This window comes from Corallococcus sp. RDP092CA, assembly GCF_041903675.1.
GTDB lineage: Bacteria > Myxococcota > Myxococcia > Myxococcales > Myxococcaceae > Corallococcus.
This window is the reverse complement of the sequence record NZ_JAYESI010000022.1, coordinates 119,345-137,512: the sequence shown is the minus strand read 5'-3', so window position 1 is coordinate 137,512 and position 18,168 is coordinate 119,345. Positions and strand designations below refer to the sequence as shown.

Genomic DNA, 18,168 nt, shown 5'->3' with positions numbered 1-18,168 from the left:
AGGGCAAGCGGATGATGTGGCCCCGGGCCCCCGGCGTTCAGTGCCCCGCCGGGGCCGCCTCCGTCAGTTCAGCGGCCCGCTGGGGCGCACCGGCTGAAGCTGGCTCAAGAGGTCGCTCACGTCCTCCAGCACCGCCTCCAGGCGGCGCCGCACGTCCAGCTCGCCCAGCAGCTCCTGCCGCCGCCCGGGCTCCGGCACCAGCGCGGACGCCACCACGTCCGCCAGCATGCCCCCGCCGGCGCGCGCGGCCACCGGCAGCAGGCGCTCCGCGAACGAGGGCGGCACCCGGCCGGCCAGCTCGAAGACGGCCTGGCGCAGCTGCTCCTCCTCCGGCCCCGTGTAGGGGGCATCCGTCAGCACCTGGGCGCGCACCTGGCGGTAGAGCGCGTCCGGCGGCAGCTCCTGCACCATCCGCGCCCGGCTGACGCCCTGGAGGAGGATGTTGTAGCGCCCGTCCTCCACCTGCTCGTCCCAGACGATGACACCCGCGCACATCAGGGGTTGCAGCGGCGGGCGGCCCTCGTAGTTGCCCTCCCAGCCCGGCTCCAGCTGGCCCAGGGCCAGCACCCGGTCCGTGGCGAGCGCGTCCTTCACCAGCGCCCGGTAGCGGGGTTCGAAGATGTGCAGGGGAATCACGGTGTGCGGGAACAGGACCGCCGACGGCAGGGGAAACACCTTCAGCGCGCCGGCGGCGCGTTCCACGGTCTCTTGTGCGGTCATGGTCACCCTTCCCCCGTGTGTAAGCCCCCGGGGCATGGGGCGCATTCCAATCAGGCAGGCATCCGGGCCCGGCGGCCCGGTGGCAAGGGCCCCGGGTTCCGCTAGGGTGCGCCCCCGAATGTCTTCCACCGAGCCTTCCCCCCAGACCTCCCCGGCCGCGCCGGCCGCTGACGCCCCGAAGCTGTCCTGGTACCGCCGGCTGTACCTGCGCGTGGAGTCCGCCGCCTCCACCCCGCACGCGCTCGCCACGATGATGACGGTGTCGGTGGTGGATGGCTCCATCTTCCCCATCCCGCCCTTCGCCGTGCTGGTGCCCATGGTGCTCGCCCAGCCGAAGAAGTGGGTGCGCTACTGCCTGCTGGGCACCCTGGCGAGCCTCGTGGGCGGCCTCATCGGCTACGGGCTGGGGGCCTTCGTGGGCGAGGGCATCACGCAGTTGCTGCACATCGACCTGGACGTGCGCGTGGACCGCTTCGGCGTGTCCGGCACGGTGGGCGAGCTGCTGGGGCGGAACTTCTGGGTGCTGGCGCTCCTGTGCTCCATCCTGCCCACGCCGTTCAAGATCGTCGCCATCGGCAGCGGCCTGGTGTCGGTGCCGCTGGAGCGCTTCCTGCTGGCGTCCGTCATCGGCCGGTCGGTGCGCTTCTTCCTGGTGGGGGGCGTGGTGCGCTTCTTCGGCCCCACCGCTCGCAAGTGGCTGCGCGTCTGACGCAAGCCTAGCCGCGGCGCGTGCCGCCCACCGCGCCGCGCGCCGCCGGCTCCGGGGGGGCGCCCTCCAGCACCGCCTCCACCGTGGCCAGGAGCACGTCCGGGCGCACCGGCTTCTCCAGCACCCGGTGGGCCACCGTCTCCATGAACGCGCGCGCCTCCGGCGACGACGCTCCACCGGAGATGAACACCACCCGCGACGCCAGCGCGGGCGCCTCCTCCTGGAGCCGCTGGTACACCTCGATGCCGTCCATGCCCGGCATCTGCAGGTCACACAGCACCACGTCGAAGGCCTCGCCCGCGGCCACCCTCGCCAGCGCGTCCTCGCCGCGCGTGGCGGTGACGACCTCGTGGGCGGGCTCCAGCAGCAGGCGCATGGACTGCGCCAGGCGGGGCTCGTCGTCCACGATGAGCACCCGGCCCCTGCGCCCGGGGGCCGCGCTCACAGGCCGTGGAGGCTCCGGTCGAGGCTCCGGTGGCGCCTCCACGGCGGCCGCCACGGCGTGCAGCGACGGCGACGAGGGCGGGCGCCTCGCGCTCTGCACGGGCGCGGGCGGCAGGAGCAGCGTGAAGGTGGCGCCCTGGCCCGGCACGCTGTGCACGCGCAGCTCGCCCCCGTGCGTGCGGACGATCTGCTGACAGATGGCGAGCCCCAGGCCGGTGCCCTCGTCGCTGCCCTTGGTGGTGAAGAACGGGTCGAAGATGCGCGGCAGGATCTCCGGCGGGATGCCGGCGCCGGTGTCCTCCACCTCCACGCGCGCGTGGCCGGACACGTCCGTGCCGGTGCGCACGCGCACCTCGTGCCGGCCGGGGTCCCCTTCCGGGATGGCCTGCATGGCGTTCACCAGCAGGTTGAGCAGCACCTGCCCCAGCCGCGCCTCGCTGCCCAGCACGAGCGGCACCGGCCCGAAGTCCTCCACCAGCCGGGCCCGCGGGCGCAGGGCGTGCAGCACCACGCGCACCGCGGGCGGCACCAGCGCGTTCAGGTCCACCAGGCCGCGCTCCGGCGAGCCCTCGCGGCTGAACACCTGCAGGTCCTTCACGATGAGGCGGATGCGCTCCGCGCCCTCCTGGGCCTCGCGCACGCTCGTGAGCGCGTCGCGCACGCCCCGCGGGGCCTGGGCCTCCTCCGCCGCCAGGGCCTTGCGCGCGGCCTCCAGGTTCAGCGCCAGGTAGGCCAGCGGGTTGTTGATTTCATGGCCCACGCCCGCGGCCAGGGTGCCCACGGCGGCCACGCGCTCGGCGGCCACCAGCCGCGCCTGCAACTCCTTGGTCGCGGTGACGTCGCGGTGGGTCGCCACGAAGTGCGTCACGGCCTGGCCGTGGGCGCGCACCGGGGACAGCTGCATCTCGCTCCACACCCGCGTGCCGTCCGGCCGCGTCAGCGCCACCTCCGCGCGCAGCGAGCGCCCCTCGCGCAGCGCCTCCAGCAGCCGCTGCCGGTCCCCGCCGTCGCCGGACGCCAGCAGCTCCCCGGGCGCCGCCCCGACGAGCTCCTCGCGCCGCCGGCCCACCAGCGCGCACAGGGCCTCGTTGGCGAAGACGGTGTGCAGCCCGCCCGACTCGCGCACCTCGCAGATGAGCACGCCCTCGTGCACCGCGCGCACCGTGGTGGCCAGCAGCTCCAGCAGCTCCACCGCCTGGCGGCGCTCCGCGCGCGCCGCCGCGAGCAGCAGGCCCGTCAGCGCGGTGATGCCGATGAAGAGCTGCAGCACCACCAGCCCCCGGTGCGGCAGGTCCGCCGTGAAGAACGGGCCCAGCTCCCGCGCCGTGCCGGCGATGGCCGCCAGCGCGATGAAGAGCGAGGTCAGCGCCGCGCCCCGCAGCCCGAAGCCCAGCGCCGCCCAGGCCATCAGCGGGAAGAGCAGGAACGTCATCGCGTGCGCCGCGCCGGAGCCCGGCCTCGGGAAGGCGAAGACGCCCACGCACACCGCCGCCGTCAGCGCCGCGACCAGCAGCGCCTCCCAGGAGCGCTCCGCGCGCCGGGGCCTGCGCAGCAGCAGCACCGGCGTCACCAGCAGCATCCCCAGCAGGTCCGCCATCCACCACAGCCAGCCGGAGGGGCCCCAGGCCCCGGCGGGGACCACCCCGCCCAGCACGAGCCCCAGCGTGCCCACCCCCGCGCCCAGCAGCGCCCCCACCCCCGCGCCCGCGCCCAGCCACACCACGTCTCGCACGCGGTGCAGCTCCCGCGCGCCCTGCATCCGCCGGAAGAGCAGCGCCGGCAGCGCCGCCTCCAGCGTGGAGCCCAGCACGACGGACAGCCCCACGCCCGGCGTGACGTCCATGGCGTACGCCACCGCGCCCGCGCCCAGCGCCACCGCGGGCCAGCGCGACACGCCCAGGAGCAGCAGCCCGCCCAGGGCCACGCCCGACGGCAGCCAGACGGGACAGATGTGGCTCTTCTCCGCGGCCAGCGACAGCGCCACCCGCGCGGCCAGCAGGTACACCCCCGCCAGCGCGAGGACCTCCACGAGGCCCCGGACCGGGAACGCCGCCACACGGGCCTGAGGACGACCTTGGATGATGACTCCCCCCGTCCTGCCGGGCCGTGACACCAGGGCCGGAGGAACATGCGTCATGCTAGCGGGGACGGCAGGGCCTTGCACCCCATCCGCCGGCAGGCGCGGCAGGCAGGCAGGCGCTGTCCGGCAGGGGATGCAATGGACGCCCTCCGGGACCGTAGAGCGGGGCAAGGAGGAACGAATCCATGTCGCGTCCCGGTCTTGCTGCGCTGCTGTCGTTCTTCATCCCCGGCGTGGGGCAGATCTACAACGGTGACATCCTGCGCGGCGTCTTCTGGCTCATCATCACGCCCGGCTTCTGGCTGGGCACCGGCGGCCTCCTCGGCTGGGTGTGCCACATCATCGCCGCGGCCACCGCCTACAACCGCGCGGAGGACAAGGAGCGCCTGAGATACGGCATGGGCTAGTCCCGCGGCCCCGGGCCTGGAAGCACGGACATGAAAAAGGGGCCGCCGAGGCCCCTCGCCCACCGCCGCCCCGGTGCCCGCATGGGCCGGGGCGGTGTCATTTCAAGCCGCCTCAGGTGTTGAATTCCTCGGGCAGCGGCTGCGGGCCCGGGACGATGCCGGCGATGTCGGGATCCTCTTCGCCCGGCAGCCGGGTCGGGCGGTTATCCTTCTCGTTCTTGCGCTCGGCCTTCCTGGCGTCCTTCTCCCGCTGCTTCTGCGCGCGCGCCAGTTCCTTCTGCCGCTTGGTGGACCTTCCCTGCATGGAACCTCCGGGGGAAACGTTTCTGCGAAAAAGAGGCCCGACCCCGGAAGGGCCGGACCTCCTGGATGCATGAAGAGCAGCCGAGCCCGTCGGGCTCAGCCGACCGGGCGGACGTTCTCCGCCTGCAGGCCCTTGGGGCCCTTCTTCACGTCGAATTCGACCTTCTGGCCCTCGGCCAGGGTGCGGAACCCATCGGTCTGGATCGCCGTGTGGTGGCAGAAGACGTCCGGGCCTCCGCTGTCCTGCGTGATGAACCCGAAGCCCTTCGCATCATTGAACCACTTCACCGTACCACTTGCCATGATCTGCTTCCTTGTCCCACAGACAGCCCGGCGAGAGCGCCCGGCTGCCCGCCCCGTGACTTTGGGGCGAAGACCGCGCCTTAGCCCTGAACAGGCATGAAGTCGAGGCGGGAACCACTCCCGCCCTTCCTCACGCCGTCGAAGGTAACAACCTCGATCTTGCGGTGAAACGCCTTCTCGGGGCGGAGCATTTCACGCTGGCTGACGCTCCAGGCAGCCAGGAGGTAACAGATTTCGGGGGCGGCGGTGTTCTGGAATAGTTTCCGGCCCTGAACACTTCCGCCTGGACGTGTCCTATCGTGGGCTCCGCCTGTCCCGTTCCACCTCCGCCGTCCCCCTCCCGTGAGGCGTCCATCCCAGTGACAAACCCGACCCGTGTGACCTTTGGCCAGCGCGATGCCTCCTTCGCGGAGGACTTGAAGCGACGCGTCTCCGAGTACTTCGAGACCCGGAACCTCTCGCAGCGGGCCAACAAGGCCATGTACGTGAAGGCGCTGGCCATCATGGGCTTCACGGCCGGGGTCTACGGGCTGCTGCTGAGCGGGCGCTTCGGCGCCTGGGGCATGCTGGGTCTGGCGGTGCTGATGGGCGTGGCCATCGCGGGCATCGGCTTCTGCATCGGCCATGACGGCGTGCACGGCTCCTACAGCGACGACGCCCGGGTGAACACGGTGGTGGGCTTCGCGTTCGACCTGATTGGCGCGAACAGCTACATGTGGCGCATCACCCACAACGTCCTGCACCACACGTACACCAACATCCAGGGCATGGACGAGGACCTGACGGTGAGCCCGCAGCTGCGGCTGTCGCCGTACAGCGAGTGGAAGGGGTACCACCGCTTCCAGCACCTGTACGCCTTCGCGGCGTACTCGCTGACCACGGTCTTCTGGGTGTTCGCCAAGGACTACAAGTACTTCCTCCAGAAGGACCTGGGCCCCTACAAGGGCAAGAAGCACGCGCGCTCGGAGTGGGCCCGCCTGCTGGTGATGAAGGCCGTGTACTACGGCTGGACGCTGGTGATTCCGTGGCTGGTGCTGGACGTCACCTGGTGGCAGTTCGTGCTGGGGCAGCTGGCCATGCACCTGACGGCCGGCTTCATCCTGGGCATCGTCTTCCAGCTGGCCCACGTGGTGGAGGACGCGGAGTTCCCCGTGCCGGACACGGACGGCAAGGTGGAGGACGCGTGGATGGTGCACCAGCTGCGCACCACCGCGAACTTCGCCCGCAAGAACCGCCTGCTGAGCTGGTACGTGGGCGGCCTCAACTTCCAGGTGGAGCACCACCTGTTCCCCAAGGTGTGCAGCATCCACTACCCGGCCCTGAGCGAGATCGTGAAGGCCACCGCCCACGAGCACGGCCTGCCCTACCTGGAGGCGGAGACCTTCCGGAGCGCCGTGGCGTCGCACTACCGGATGCTCAAGCTGCTGGGCCGCCCGCCCGCCGTGGCCCCCGTCGCGGAAGCCGCCAAGCCGAAGCTCGCCGTCGCGGCCTGAGCCACCGCGCGCCCGAAGCCCCAGGGGCCGGCCTCTCCAGGGAGGGGAGGCGGCCCCTGCTGCTTTTTCAGGCGCCCGCGCTCCGGAGCGCGGCCAGGAGCTCGCCCGCCGAGGACACCACCGCGCGCGCCCCGTGCGCGTGCAGCTCCTCCGCCGTGCGGAAGCCCCAGGTGACGCCCACGCCGTACATGCCCGCGGCCCTCGCCGTGTCCATGTCCACGGAGGTGTCCCCCACGAAGCCGCACGCGTCCGGCGCCACGCCCAGCTCCGCCGCCAGGGCCAGCGCCGCGGTGGGGTCCGGCTTGCGCGGGATGCCCGGCCGCTCGCCGTACACCGCCGTGAACGTCACCCGGGGCAGGAGCCGCGCCGCCAGCCGCTTCACGAAGTCGTCGGACTTGTTGCTGAGCACGCCCAGGCGCACGCCGTCCGCCGCCAGCTCCACGAGCGCGTCCTCCACGCCCGGGTAGGCGCGCGTCCGGTCGAACAGGTGGTCTTCGTAATAGGCGTGGTAGGTGGCCAGCACCTGCCCCTGGAGCTCGGGGGGCGCGCCGCCCGTGGCCCGCTCCGCCAGCTTCGCCACGCCCTCCCCCACGAAGCGCAGGTACGCGGCCTCCGGGTGCGGCGGCAGGCCGTGCCGCGCGAGCGCGTGGTTCATCGCCGTGGCGATGTCCCCCAGCGAGTCCACCAGCGTCCCATCCAGGTCGAAGAGCACGGCGCGCAGGCGCATGACGGCGGAAGCCCCTTCCTTGAAAAAACGCGAACGCCCCGACCCATGCGGGGTCAGGGCGTCTCTTGTAGCGCGCGGACCCCGGAACCAGCCGGGGTCCGCCGCGAAGCGGTTGTTACGGAGTGGCGGCGGCGGTCTTCTCACCGGCCGCGGCGCCACCGGCCTGGATGACGGCGAAGTTGATGTTGTTGTAGCCGGCCGTGGCGCAGCTGAACATCACCCGCTTGATGACCTTGAACTGGACGTCCTTGTTGGCCTGGATGTTCACGTCGCCCTTGAAGGCTTCACCACCGCCGGCCATGGAGTGCAGGTCCTCGAACTGCTTCTTCATGTCCCGCAGCTTCTCCTCCAGCGCGGGGATGTTGAGGTACTCGTCCTTGGTGAGGTCCTCCACCCGGCCCACGATGGTGCCCGACACGCTGACCTGGTCGTTGGACACCATCACCACCGGGTGCATCTCCACTTCCTTCACGTTGACCGCTTCGGGAAGGACGATGTCCTTGGTCATCATCAGCACCTCGCCCGTCGCGGAGAAGTTCGCGATGAGGAAGAGCACGATGATGACGAACATGTCGACGAGCGGGGTGATGAGCAGGTCCGCGTTGCCGTTCTTCTTGCCGTGACCGCCGTGGCCGAAGACCTTGGAGTGCTCCAGCCGCTTGCCGTACCGCTTACCGGGAACCTTGATGCCCATGGCGTTCGCTGACTCCTGTTAGCCCATCGCCGCGGAGACCGACACCTGGGGCAGCCCGGAGCCGATGCACTCGTCGATGATGCGGACCAGGTCCTCGTAACGGACCGCGTCCTCGGTCTGAAGGGTGATGGCGGACTGGTCCGGCAGCTGCGCCTTCAACTCCTTGAAGCGCGCCACCAGCTTGGTCAGGTCCGGCCGGCCCTTGTCATCCCGGGTGAGGGGAATGGGGTCGAAGGCGCTCTGGTCGGCGGTGAGGCGCATCTCCGTGGCGGACACCAGGAGGGTGAGCTGGACCGTCTTGGTCTTCTCCTCCTCCTGCTGCTCGTCCGTGGAGGCCCCGCCGGCCTGCGACACCTGGAGACGGCCAATCTGGGTCCAGACCGCCGTCATGATGAGGAAGCTGATGGTCACTGCCATCAGGTCGATGAAGGGCACCATGTTGATGGCGGTGTCGAGCGGCTTCTTGCCACCCTTTCCGCCGGTGCCCAGGTCCATTCCGCCGGCCATGGCGACTACCTCCCTGCCCTACCGCGCTCTTCGCGCACGAACGACGTTTCAAGAAGACTGCGAAGGCTGGCGCGCCGCTTGGTGCTCCTTCTGCCTCGGAGCCTCCAGACAACGCGCCAGCACCGCCGGTTCCACGACCCCCAACGACCGCGTCGAGGAGGGCTACTCCTCGGCGTGGGCGGAGGCCGGGATGTTCAGGTTCTTGAACTTGTCGCGGTTGGCCACGATGAGGTTCAGCACGGAGACGCTGGTCTCGTTGATGTCGTTGATGAGGTTCTGGGTGCGGCCCATCAGCACGGAGAAGGCGATGAGCGCCGGGATGGCCGTGAGCAGACCGAAGCCCGTGCAGTTCATGGCTTCCGAGATGCCGTTCGCCAGGATGGTCGCCTTGTCGGCCGGGTTCACGTTCGCCACCGCCTCGAAGCAGGTGATGAGGCCGTTCACCGTCCCCAGGAGGCCCGCGAGCATCGCCGCGTTGCCGAGCATCGCCAGGTAGCCCGTGCGCGCCTCCAGGCGCGGCGTCTCACGCAGGCTGGCCTCGTCGAGCGCCGCCTGGACCTCCTCCTGGCCCTTCGGCACGTTCATCAGGCCGGCCTTGATGACGTTGGTCAGCGGCGTGTTCTTCTGGCCGGCCACGTAGTTGATGGCCTTGTCCAGGTCGCCCGCGTAGATGTGCTTCTTCAGCCCGCGCAGGAAGCCTTCCTTGTTGATGGAGGCCTTGCCGAACAGGACGATGCTGCGCTCGATGATGATGGACAGCGCCACCACCAGACAGACCGCGATGGGGTACATACCGGCCTGACCGGACTCCCAGCGGCGCCCCAGCTCCTGCAGGAAGGTCTCATTGCTTCCGCCGGCGTTGGCGAGGACGGACAGATTGGCTACGAACCCCAGGTTCATCACGGAAAGCCTCCAGATGAGCGGCGCGGCACACGCTTGCGAGCCGTTCCGCACTGCGACCGGCCGGGTGGACATCCACCCAGGTCAGCGGCAGGAATTTTGGATCACGGTGGCGCCGAGTCTAGGAACCGCTCCCAGGCGTGTCAAGGCAGGCACCCTCAGCGTTAGTTACTGAAATCTCACAGGAATTTTGCGTTGGCGCGCGGCTTGCCAAGTCGCTCCACAGGGCACAGGACAGGCCCTTTTTCGCGGCCTGCGCAACGGGCGTGCCAGCGATTTGGGCCCCTTGGAGTCACGTGTTAGGCGGGAAAACCATGGCCAGGAAGCGAATTGGCGAGCTGCTGGTGGAGCGCGGGGCGATCACCCCCGAGCAGTTGGAGGCGGGGCTCGCGGCGCAGCGACAGACGCGGCTGCGGCTGGGGGTGACGCTCATCGGGCAGGGCGCCATCACGGAGGCCACGCTGGCCCAGGCGCTCAGCGAGGCGCTGGGGATGCCGCAGGTGGACCTGGCGGCGATCACCCCGGACTGGGCGGCGGTGCACCTGCTGCGCGCGCGCTTCTGCGAGCAGCACGACCTGTTCCCCTACGCGCTGGAGAACGTGGGCGGCAAGCGGCAGCTGGTGGTGGCCATGGCGGACCCGCTGAACATCACCGCCATCGAGGAGATCGAGTTCACCAGCGGCCTGAAGGTCAGCGGCCGGGTGACGGCGCTGTCCGCGGTGCGCGGCGCCATCCTGCGCTACTACCACAAGGTCCCCGTGGCCACGGGCCCCCGCCCCGCCCCGGCGCGGCCGCCCGCGAGAGCGGCGCCGGCGCCCGCGCGGCCGGTGGAGGAGGAGGACGACGAGGAGGTCATCGTCGGCGAGGAGCTGCCCGCGGCGGAGAAGACCCAGCGCACCTCGCTGGCGGACCTCATCCGCGAGCGCGAGGAGCAGGCGAAGCGCAAGCGCGGCGGCGCGGGGGACAAGGGCAAGGCGCGGGCGCCCTCCGGCGGGGGCGGCGTGCTGGACGACCTGGACTACCTCTTCGGCCAGGCGCGCGAGGAGCCGGACCGGCTGGAGGAGCTGGAGCGCCGCTTCTGGGCGCTGATGCGCATCATGGCGCGCAAGGGCCTGCTCACGAACGACGAGTTCCGGCGCGAGCTGGACGACGAGGGCGGCGAGGGCTGAGGGCGCCGCCCCGCGCCGCGCGCGTCAGTCCGTGGCCAGGGGCAGCCGCACCGTGAAGGTGGTGCCCTGCCCCATCGTGCTCTCCACGGTGAGGCGCCCGCCGTGGTTCTCCACGATGCCCTGGCAGATGGACAGGCCCAGGCCGGTGCCGCGCCCTTCCGGCTTGGTGGTGAAGAAGGGCTCGAAGATGCGCGACAGGTTGCGCGCCTCGATGCCGGTGCCGGTGTCGCGCACGCGCACCACCGCCTCCGTCCCCTCCTGCGCGGTGGTCAGGTACACCTGCCCGCCGGGCGGCATGGCGTGGCACGCGTTGGTGATGAGGTTGACGAACACCTGCACCAGGTTGGCGCGCACGGCGGCCAGGGGCGGCACGTCGCTGGCGTAGTCGCGCTGCACGCTGACGCGGGCCTGGGACACGACGTGCTCGCAGAAGCCCACCGCCATGTCCACGACGGCGTTGAGCGACACGCGCTCCGGCCGGTCCTGCGCGGGCCGCGCGTAGCTCACCAGGTCGCGGGTGAAGCGCAGGATGCGGTGGCTGCTCTCCAGTATCTTCTTCAGCTTCTCCTGGTCCGCGGGGTTCGCGCCCGGCGTCATCCGCGAGCGCTGCAGGAGCGCGTCCGCGTAGGTGGCCACCGCCGTCATGGGGTTGTTGATTTCGTGCACCACGCTGGCGGCGAGCTGCCCGATGGAGGCCAGCTTCTCCGCGTGGATGATGCGCTTCTCCAGCTCCTTCACCACCGTGACGTCCTGGCCAATGGCGATGACGCCCTCCACCTCGCCGGGCTGGGTGAGCATGGAGGACGTGGCGAAGGACACGCGCACCTCGCCGCCGTCGCGGGTGAGGAGGCGGGTCTCGAAGCTGTTCACGGACTCGCCGCGCATGGCCGCGGCCAGCACGGGCGCCATGCGCAGGTGCTCGCTGTCCGGCACCAGCGAGGACAGGTCCCGCCCCAGCACCTGCTCCTTGGAGAGGCCGGTGAGCGCGCTGAGGGCCTGGTTGAAGACCACCACCTGCTTGTCCCGGTTCACCACCAGGATGAGGGCGTTGGCCTTCTCCAGCAGCTCCTCCAGGTACTTGCGCACGAACGTGAGCTCGTCGATGAGCTTCGCGTTCTTCACCGCCACGGCGACCTGGTTGGCCAGCTGGAGCAGCACGCGCTCGTCGTGCGCGGGGTCCGCGTCCAGGCCCTCCGGGTACTCCATGTTGATGGCGCCGAAGAGCTGGCCGCTCGCCACCAGGGGCGCGCTCACGGCGCGGGTGCTGCCGTGGAAGAGCAGCGGCACCTCTTCGGAGATGGTCACCCGGCCCGGCGGCAGCGCCGTCAGCGTGAGGTTGGTCTTCTCCACGGAGCGCTGGAAGAGGACCAGCGGCTCGTGCGCGCCCTCCTTGAGGCGCCCCTCGGCGTAGAGGGACGTGAGGCCGCCGGTGCGCGCGTCCACGATGCGGATGCAGAAGGCGCGGCCGGGGAAGAGCTCTTTCACGCCGCGCGCCACCGCGGCCACCAGCTCCTCCTCGCCGCCGGCCTCCGCCACGCTGCGGCCCAGGTCCAGGAGCACGCCCTCGGTGCGCGCCTGCTCCAGCAGGGCCCGCTCGGCCACCACCAGCCGGCCGCTGATGACCTCCGTGTCCACGCGGGCGCGCACCGCCACGGTGTCCGCGCGGCGCGACAGGGTGAGCACCAGCGAGGTGCCGCTCTGGAGCACGAGGTCGACCTCGTGGGACTGCCCGTCCTCCGGCGCGACGGCGTTGGCCAGGGCCTCCGCCACCACGTCCACGCCGACGTCGTGCTCGGCGCAGAAGCGGCGCATGGCGGGGTTCACGACCGCGATGCGCAGGGACGCGTCGCAGACGGCGGCGGGCTCGTCGAGCGCGTCGAAGAAGGCCTGGAAGGCGTCGGGGGCCAGATTTCCGGACGGGCGCACGGCGCGGACCTCACTCTTCATGGGAGCTGGCCTTGTCCAGGTCGAGGATCTGCTGCGCCCCCACGTACGACTTCGTCTCGTAGCGGGTGATCTTCCCGATCTTCCGGACGATCTCCGCCATGCGCTCCGCCTCGCGGTAGATGATGTCCACCGGCCTCCAGGCGAAGTCCTCCTCCTTGAGCTTGCGCTTGAGCAGCTCCGCGTAGCCCATCACGGAGGTGAGGGGCTGGTTGAGCTCGTGGGCGGCGGTGCCGGCGAGCGCGACGATGACGGCGTTCTTCTCGCTCTCCTCCAGCCGGGTCTCCACGTCGGACAGCTTGCGCTCCAGCTGCACGCGGTCGCGCAGGTCCGTGAAGATGCCCACGGTGAAGGACTCGCGGCCGCCCTCGTAGACGATGGAGGCCGTCATGTTCACGGGCACGCGCTCGCCGGAGCGGTGCATCAGCTCCTGGCGGGTGAGCGACAGCCGGCCCTTGCCGCCCATGTCCGGCCCGCGCAGCTGGGCCATGATGCGCTGGGCGACGCCGGGCGGGTAGAGCAGGTGCGCGGTGAGCTTCTCCTGGGCCTCCTGCGCGGTGTAGCCGCACATGGCCTCCGCGCCCTTGTTGAAGAGGATGATGCGGCCCTTCAGGTCGGCGGCGATGATGGCGTCCACCGACGAGTCGATGAGCCGCTCCAGGAAGTCCTTCGTGTTGCGCAGCTCGTCCTCCAGCTTGCGCGCGTGCGTCACGTCGCGGAAGGACAGGATGGTGGCCGCGTCCTCGTCGCGCAGCGGCGCCGCGGACATGGACAGCGTGAGGCACCGCCCGGCGGGCGTGCGCACCACCACGTCCACGCCCATGCGCGCCTCCCCGCGCGACGCGGACGTCACCAGCTCCATCAGGACGCCGTCGTCCACCGGCTGGGTGATTTGGTTGAGGTGCTTGCCCCGGGCCTCGCTGGCGGTCGTGTCCAGCATCTGCGCGCCGGCGGGGTTGAGCGACAGCACGGCGGCCTCGTCGTCGAGGATGGCCACGCCCTCGCTCACGTGGGCGAAGAAGAGCTGGTAGGGCTTGAACGAGGCGGCCTTCTCCTCCGCCGCGAGCCGCGCCGTCTGCACGGACTGGAGCACCGACGCGCTCCGCAGCGCCACCGCCGTGGCGTGGGCCACCGTGGTGAGGAAGTCGATCTCCCGCGCGCTGAAGGCCCGCCTGCGCCCGGCCGCGCGCAGGAGCAGCACGCCGCGCACCTGGCCGCGGATGGGCAGGGGCAGCGCGGCGATGGCGTGGATGCCTCGCGCGGCCACGGCCCGGCGCTCCGTGTCGCCCAGCAGCGGGTGCGTGGCGGCCTCCTGCATCACCACGGGCTTGCCGGTGCGGACCACCTCGCGGATCTCAGGGTAGCGCGCCAGGTCGATGCGCAGGTCCTTCATGCCCGGGTCATCGCTGGCGGCGACGATGACGCCCTCGTCCACGCCGCCGCCCACCATCACCAGCGTGGCGCGCGCGATGTCCAGTTGCTCCGCGAGGCGCCGCGTCACCCCGTGCAGGAGCGCCTCCACGTCGGAGCTCTCCGCGTAGTCGGCGGTGAGCTCCAGGAGCAGCGCCAGGTCCGTCTGGCTGCGGGCCTGCTCCTCGCGCTCGCGGTGGCGCTCCGCGGCGCGCTGGAGGCGCCAGGTGAGCTCGTACGGCAGCCCCTGGTGGGTGACGATGTCCGCGGGGCGCAGCGTGTCCACGGCGGCGAAGCCGCGTGGATCCGGGGACACCACGGCGATGAGCGTGAGGTGCGGCCCGTTGAGGGAGGTGAGCAGCTCCACCACCGCGGGGCCGCAGCCAGGGGCGGTGAGGTCCACCAGCGCCAGCGCGGCGTCGTCCGGGTCCTCCACCACGCGCAGGCCCGCGCGCTCGGCGGCGGCGTTCAGGGGTTCTCTTGCGACCGACCCCGGGGGGACCAGGACGATGCCGAAGGCGGGTTCCGACGGGGCCGACACGGGGCGCAGGACTCCGGAGCGAGGGGGCCCGGAGTCTACACAACCCCGGGGGTCAGGGGCAGCCTGACTCGAAGGCGCCCTGGTCCGGCGCCGCGCCGCAGAAGGGCAGGCCCAGGGGCAGGCCCGCCTCGCGCGCGGGGGACTGCGCGGACAGCTGGTAGTCATCCGCGCCAGGGTCGACGAAGGCGGGCGCGCGCTCCTGGGAGCGCTTGTCCAGGCCGGACCCCGAGCGCCAGTCGGCCAGGCCCATCCTGGCGTCATCCAGGCGGAACACCGCCGCGCCGCCGCTCCGGTAATACAGGTTGCCGTCCACCACCGCGCCGCTCCGGCCCGGGCCACCGCGCGCGGCGATGCCGCAGCCTGCGAAGATGTTGTTGCGCACGTCCAGGCCCTGGCTGGCGCCCGTGGAGCCCGTGCCGAAGATGAGGCACGCGCCGCTCAGGTTCCACACGGTGTTGTGCTGCACCTTCACGTCCACGGATGTGTCGATGCGGATGCCCGTGCCCTCCTCGCCATCCGCTGCCCCCAGGCCGTCGTGGATGAGGTTGCGGCGCAGGATGACGCGCGTGGGGGGCGCGCCCTCGCGGTTGCCGCCAATCTGGATGGCGCGCGCGTTGGCGTAGAAGACGTTGTCCTCCAGCGTGACGTCGGTCGGGGACATGTGGATGAGGATGCCCTCGCCCGCGGAGGTGGACACGGCGCGGTGGTTGTAGACGGTGTTGCCGCGCAGCGTGACGTGGGTGCACGTCTTGATGTCCGCGCCGTTCTCCCGGTTGTCGTGGAGCTGGTTGTTCTCCACGAGCAGGTTGTCGAACGGCGTGCCCGGGTTGGTGGCGCCGCCTTCCGGCCCCAGGCACTGCACGCCGTCGCCGGAGTTGTGGTGGATGTCATTGCCGCGCACCACCACGTTGAACGCGGAGGTCTGCACCGCGACGCCGTGGCTGTCCACCGCGCCCCTGTCGAAGTGGGAGATGTCGTTGCCCTCGATGAGGACGTCGTGCGCCTGCTCCGTCACGTAGACGCCCGCGCCCTCCGTGCCGTTCTTCACGGTGCTGTCCCGGAGCACGCCGTGGTGCGCGCCCGCGCCGCGCCACATCACCGCGAAGGTGGACTCGCCGCCCACGTCCACCGTGAGCCCCTCGATGTTCCAGTACGCGCCGCTCACGTCCACCAGCGCCGTCCTGCCAATGGCGCCGCCCTGGAGGATGGCCGTGGCGCCCGGCGCGGCTCGCAGCGTCAGCGGCTGCTCCGCCGTGCCCTGCCGCTCCTTCAGCTCCACGTGTTCCCGCCACGTGCCGGACTGGAGGAACACCGCCTCCCCGGGCCTCACCAGCGACACCGCGCGCGCCACCGTGCGCAGGGGCAGCCCCTCCGTGCCCGCCGCGGAGTCGTTGCCGCTGGGGGACACCCAGAGCACGCGCGAATATCTCGGCTCGGCGGGCGGCGGTGGCTCGGGCTCCCGTGGCTCGGTGGGTGGTGGCTCCGCCGGGTCCGTGGGGGTGCCGAGACCTCCGTCCGTGGCGACGCCGCCGTCCTCGCCGGTGCTCGTGCCCGCGTCGGCGGGCGGCTGGGGACGCGGGGAGATGACGATGGGCGGCCTGGACGTGTCCGGCGGCGTGGCTGTCGCGGGCGCGGGCCCGACCTCGCCGGTACAGCCGACGGTGCCAGCAAGCATCCCGGTGGCACAGACGATGGTCGTCAGGGTCAGGTGGAAGCGCATGGGGACTCCTCGTAGGGGTTCACGGCGCGGAGGTGCGCTCGCGAGGTCGGCCGGCAACGAAGGCGTGCGGGCCGTGCATTCCCCGTCAGCCCTGAGCGGCGCCGACGCCGGGTCGCCGGGCAGGCGGGCAGGAGTGTGAATCCGCGCGGTTGGGGCCTGGCGACAGGGACCCGCGAATGTGCCGGAGGGTGGGCACCGCGCGCAGGACGGGCTTCAAGGCTCCCACCGGGAGGCCCCGTCCCCAGGGCTCGACAAGTTCCACCACCAGGCCCGCTCCGGCACTTGTCCGGAGGGACGACGCGGGTGCCCTGGAAACACGAGGGCCGTGTCCCCCGGAACGAGGAACACGGCATGAGGACGACGACGGATGGCGGCTTCAGGGAGCGGCGGAGTCCCGGGTCTCCCGGCCGAGGAGTGCGTCCAGTTGCCCGCGCGCCTCCAGGTCATACAGGTCATCGCAGCCACCGATATGGCGGCCTCCGATGAAGATCTGCGGCACCGTCTGGCTGCCGCAGCGCCGCATCATCTCCTCGTGCCGCACCTCGTCCGCGGCGACATCCACCTTCTGGAACTCGCAGCCCTTCTCGTTGAGCAGCGCGATGGCCTGCCGCGAATAGGGACAGGTCCGCTTCATGTAGACGACGACCTCGAGCATCACGACCTCCTGGGTCGAAGGGTGGGGACTCGCGCCGCGGTCCGACACCCGCCGCGAGGCGCTCGCTCCCCTGCCCGCTTCCCTCAGCGAGCCACGGGCAGGCGCGCGGTGGCCTCCCGCGCGCGGCCGCGCAGGTCCCACGCGTACAGGGCGCCCCACTGGAGCGCGGCGGTGAGCACGAACAGCAGCGGCCACAGCGGCGTGTAGTGCACGCGCAGGAGGTACAGGCCCACGTAGTACACGTAGAACTGGAGCACGAACGCGAGCAGCGAGTGCCGGCCGATGACGCTCGCCGCGCGCAGGTAGCGCGACAGATAGCCGGCCTGCTCGGCGCGCATCAGGAGCCCCAGCAGCGCGAGCACCGTGCCGCCATACAGCGCCACGTAGGCGGGCCCTGGCGGGTACTTCTGCGCCAGCGACGTGAGCGCCATCAGCGTGTCGAAGCCCGCGCCGTGCCACGAGTGGTGCACCGCGATGTGCAGCACCACCAGCGCCGCGCCGCCCATGGCGATGCCCAGGCCCGCGGCTTCGAAGCGCCGCCCCACGCCCTTGACGTCCGCGCGGCCCCACGTGCCCAGCCACTCGCCGAACATGCTGCCCACCAGGTACACGCCCAGCCACGGCGCCACGGGGAAGCTGGAGAGCAGCACGGACAGCTCGCGCTGACCGAAGAGGAGCTCCTTGAGCGTGCGCGCCACCACCGACTCCGGCCACCAGGCCAGGCTCACCGCCCAGCTCAGCGCGAACAGCCCCAGGCCCAGCGCCGCGCGGGCCCGACCGCCGAGCCGCGTCACCACCCAGGGCCCCACGAGCAGCGCCAGCCCGATGGTGTCCGTCACCGGCAGGATGCGCAGCAGGTAGTGGGGTTCGTCCGCCCAGAAGCGGCAGGTGGGCACGATGAGCAGGTGGCCCGCGGTGAGCAGGAACAGGCCCCGGCGCTGGAGCCGCGCGCGCAGCGGGCCGAAGTCCCGGCTGCGCGCGTGCAGGAGCCCCAGCATCAGCCCGCTGATGACCATGAAGCCGGGCGTGGCCATCATCGTCAGCAGGTTCATCCGCTCGCGCAGGTGCGCGGCCTCGCCGCCCAGTGGATAGAGATACGCATCCGCGAAGTGCGACAGGAACACGAGCAGCATCACCGTGCCCCGCATGGCATCCACCGCTTCCAGCCGCCCAGGGGCGGAGCGCGCCCCCGACACCTGCTCGCGCTGCATGGGAGATCCTTTCGGAAGAAGGCGCGCGGCGTGGTTGACATCCCTCCCCCCTCGAGCGGGTGCCTGCCCTGCGCGCCGGAGACCTGGAATATCACCCCGAACCGCAAAGACAAACACTCCACCTGGCTCCCCTTCCCATGGGAGTCCTTGTCGCGCCAGACACCTGTATGGGTTCAGGATGGACCCGCGTGGAAGGCACTCGGGGTCTGGTGCACGCCCGGTGGGGAGGTG

The 18,168-nt window shown here is 71.4% G+C and carries 17 protein-coding genes; 4 read left to right on the top strand and 13 right to left on the bottom strand.

Annotated elements, in window-relative coordinates; all coding sequences use genetic code 11:
* Nucleotides 1-63 precede the first annotated feature (63 nt).
* Nucleotides 64-720 carry an LON peptidase substrate-binding domain-containing protein gene (locus tag U8525_RS23130; protein WP_374268459.1) on the bottom strand — a complete coding sequence of 219 codons (657 nt, stop codon included), beginning with the start codon at nt 718-720 and terminating at the stop codon, nt 64-66.
* A 118-nt stretch (nt 721-838) separates the two neighbouring features.
* Between U8525_RS23130 and U8525_RS23125 the strand changes: the two genes are divergently transcribed.
* On the top strand, nt 839-1,429 hold the full coding sequence (locus U8525_RS23125) for a YqaA family protein (RefSeq protein WP_374268458.1): 591 nt from the start codon (nt 839-841) through the stop codon (nt 1,427-1,429).
* A 7-nt stretch (nt 1,430-1,436) separates the two neighbouring features.
* On the opposite strand, the gene U8525_RS23120 is transcribed toward U8525_RS23125, so the two are convergent.
* The gene (locus U8525_RS23120) at nt 1,437-3,929 is read right to left on the bottom strand and encodes an ATP-binding protein (protein WP_374268457.1); all 2,493 of its coding nucleotides are present in this window, start codon (nt 3,927-3,929) and stop codon (nt 1,437-1,439) included.
* A 209-nt stretch (nt 3,930-4,138) separates the two neighbouring features.
* Between U8525_RS23120 and U8525_RS23115 the strand changes: the two genes are divergently transcribed.
* Entirely contained in the window at nt 4,139-4,360 is a 222-nt protein-coding gene (locus tag U8525_RS23115; protein WP_374268456.1) for a hypothetical protein, read from the top strand.
* Between the two features lie 112 nt (nt 4,361-4,472).
* Here the strand turns inward: U8525_RS23115 and U8525_RS23110 are convergent, their stop codons facing one another.
* Together U8525_RS23110 and U8525_RS23105 are read right to left on the bottom strand one after the other, a co-directional pair.
* Complete coding sequence (locus tag U8525_RS23110) at nt 4,473-4,664, bottom strand: hypothetical protein (RefSeq protein WP_374268455.1); 192 nt, start codon at nt 4,662-4,664, stop codon at nt 4,473-4,475.
* 95 nt (nt 4,665-4,759) lie between these two features.
* Entirely contained in the window at nt 4,760-4,966 is a 207-nt protein-coding gene (locus tag U8525_RS23105) for a cold-shock protein (protein ID WP_374268454.1), read from the bottom strand.
* Nucleotides 4,967-5,382: 416 nt separating this feature from the next.
* Here U8525_RS23105 and U8525_RS23100 point away from each other — a divergent pair, with 416 nt between their 5' ends.
* The gene (locus U8525_RS23100; RefSeq protein WP_374268453.1) at nt 5,383-6,459 is read left to right on the top strand and encodes a fatty acid desaturase; all 1,077 of its coding nucleotides are present in this window, start codon (nt 5,383-5,385) and stop codon (nt 6,457-6,459) included.
* A gap of 67 nt (nt 6,460-6,526) precedes the next feature.
* Here U8525_RS23100 and U8525_RS23095 read toward each other — a convergent pair whose 3' ends face one another.
* The 4 genes from U8525_RS23095 to U8525_RS23080 all read right to left on the bottom strand — a co-directional run bounded on the left by U8525_RS23095 (nt 6,527) and on the right by U8525_RS23080 (nt 9,287).
* The gene (locus tag U8525_RS23095; protein WP_374268452.1) at nt 6,527-7,186 is read right to left on the bottom strand and encodes an HAD family hydrolase; all 660 of its coding nucleotides are present in this window, start codon (nt 7,184-7,186) and stop codon (nt 6,527-6,529) included.
* A gap of 115 nt (nt 7,187-7,301) precedes the next feature.
* Complete coding sequence (locus tag U8525_RS23090; RefSeq protein WP_120602762.1) at nt 7,302-7,880, bottom strand: biopolymer transporter ExbD; 579 nt, start codon at nt 7,878-7,880, stop codon at nt 7,302-7,304.
* 18 nt (nt 7,881-7,898) lie between these two features.
* On the bottom strand, nt 7,899-8,387 hold the full coding sequence (locus U8525_RS23085) for a biopolymer transporter ExbD (RefSeq protein ID WP_206787329.1): 489 nt from the start codon (nt 8,385-8,387) through the stop codon (nt 7,899-7,901).
* Nucleotides 8,388-8,549: 162 nt separating this feature from the next.
* Nucleotides 8,550-9,287, bottom strand: coding sequence for a MotA/TolQ/ExbB proton channel family protein (locus U8525_RS23080; RefSeq protein WP_374268451.1), 738 nt, complete (start codon nt 9,285-9,287; stop codon nt 8,550-8,552).
* A 314-nt stretch (nt 9,288-9,601) separates the two neighbouring features.
* On the opposite strand from U8525_RS23080, the gene U8525_RS23075 reads away from it, so the two are divergent.
* A complete protein-coding gene (locus U8525_RS23075; protein WP_374268450.1) occupies nt 9,602-10,456 on the top strand; it encodes a hypothetical protein in 855 nt (284 codons plus the stop codon).
* 24 nt (nt 10,457-10,480) lie between these two features.
* On the opposite strand, the gene U8525_RS23070 is transcribed toward U8525_RS23075, so the two are convergent.
* The 5 genes from U8525_RS23070 to U8525_RS23050 all read right to left on the bottom strand — a co-directional run bounded on the left by U8525_RS23070 (nt 10,481) and on the right by U8525_RS23050 (nt 17,937).
* Complete coding sequence (locus U8525_RS23070) at nt 10,481-12,403, bottom strand: ATP-binding protein (protein ID WP_374268449.1); 1,923 nt, start codon at nt 12,401-12,403, stop codon at nt 10,481-10,483.
* On the bottom strand, nt 12,393-14,351 hold the full coding sequence (locus tag U8525_RS23065) for a PAS domain S-box protein (protein ID WP_374268448.1): 1,959 nt from the start codon (nt 14,349-14,351) through the stop codon (nt 12,393-12,395). Before U8525_RS23065 ends, U8525_RS23070 begins: the two co-directional genes overlap by 11 nt.
* Before the next feature lie 52 nt (nt 14,352-14,403).
* The gene (locus tag U8525_RS23060) at nt 14,404-16,071 is read right to left on the bottom strand and encodes a nitrous oxide reductase family maturation protein NosD (RefSeq protein WP_374268447.1); all 1,668 of its coding nucleotides are present in this window, start codon (nt 16,069-16,071) and stop codon (nt 14,404-14,406) included.
* A 376-nt stretch (nt 16,072-16,447) separates the two neighbouring features.
* Nucleotides 16,448-16,726 carry a glutaredoxin 3 gene (gene grxC / locus U8525_RS23055; RefSeq protein WP_374268446.1) on the bottom strand — a complete coding sequence of 93 codons (279 nt, stop codon included), beginning with the start codon at nt 16,724-16,726 and terminating at the stop codon, nt 16,448-16,450.
* An 83-nt stretch (nt 16,727-16,809) separates the two neighbouring features.
* The gene (locus U8525_RS23050; protein WP_374268445.1) at nt 16,810-17,937 is read right to left on the bottom strand and encodes a heparan-alpha-glucosaminide N-acetyltransferase domain-containing protein; all 1,128 of its coding nucleotides are present in this window, start codon (nt 17,935-17,937) and stop codon (nt 16,810-16,812) included.
* Nucleotides 17,938-18,168: the final 231 nt, after the last annotated feature.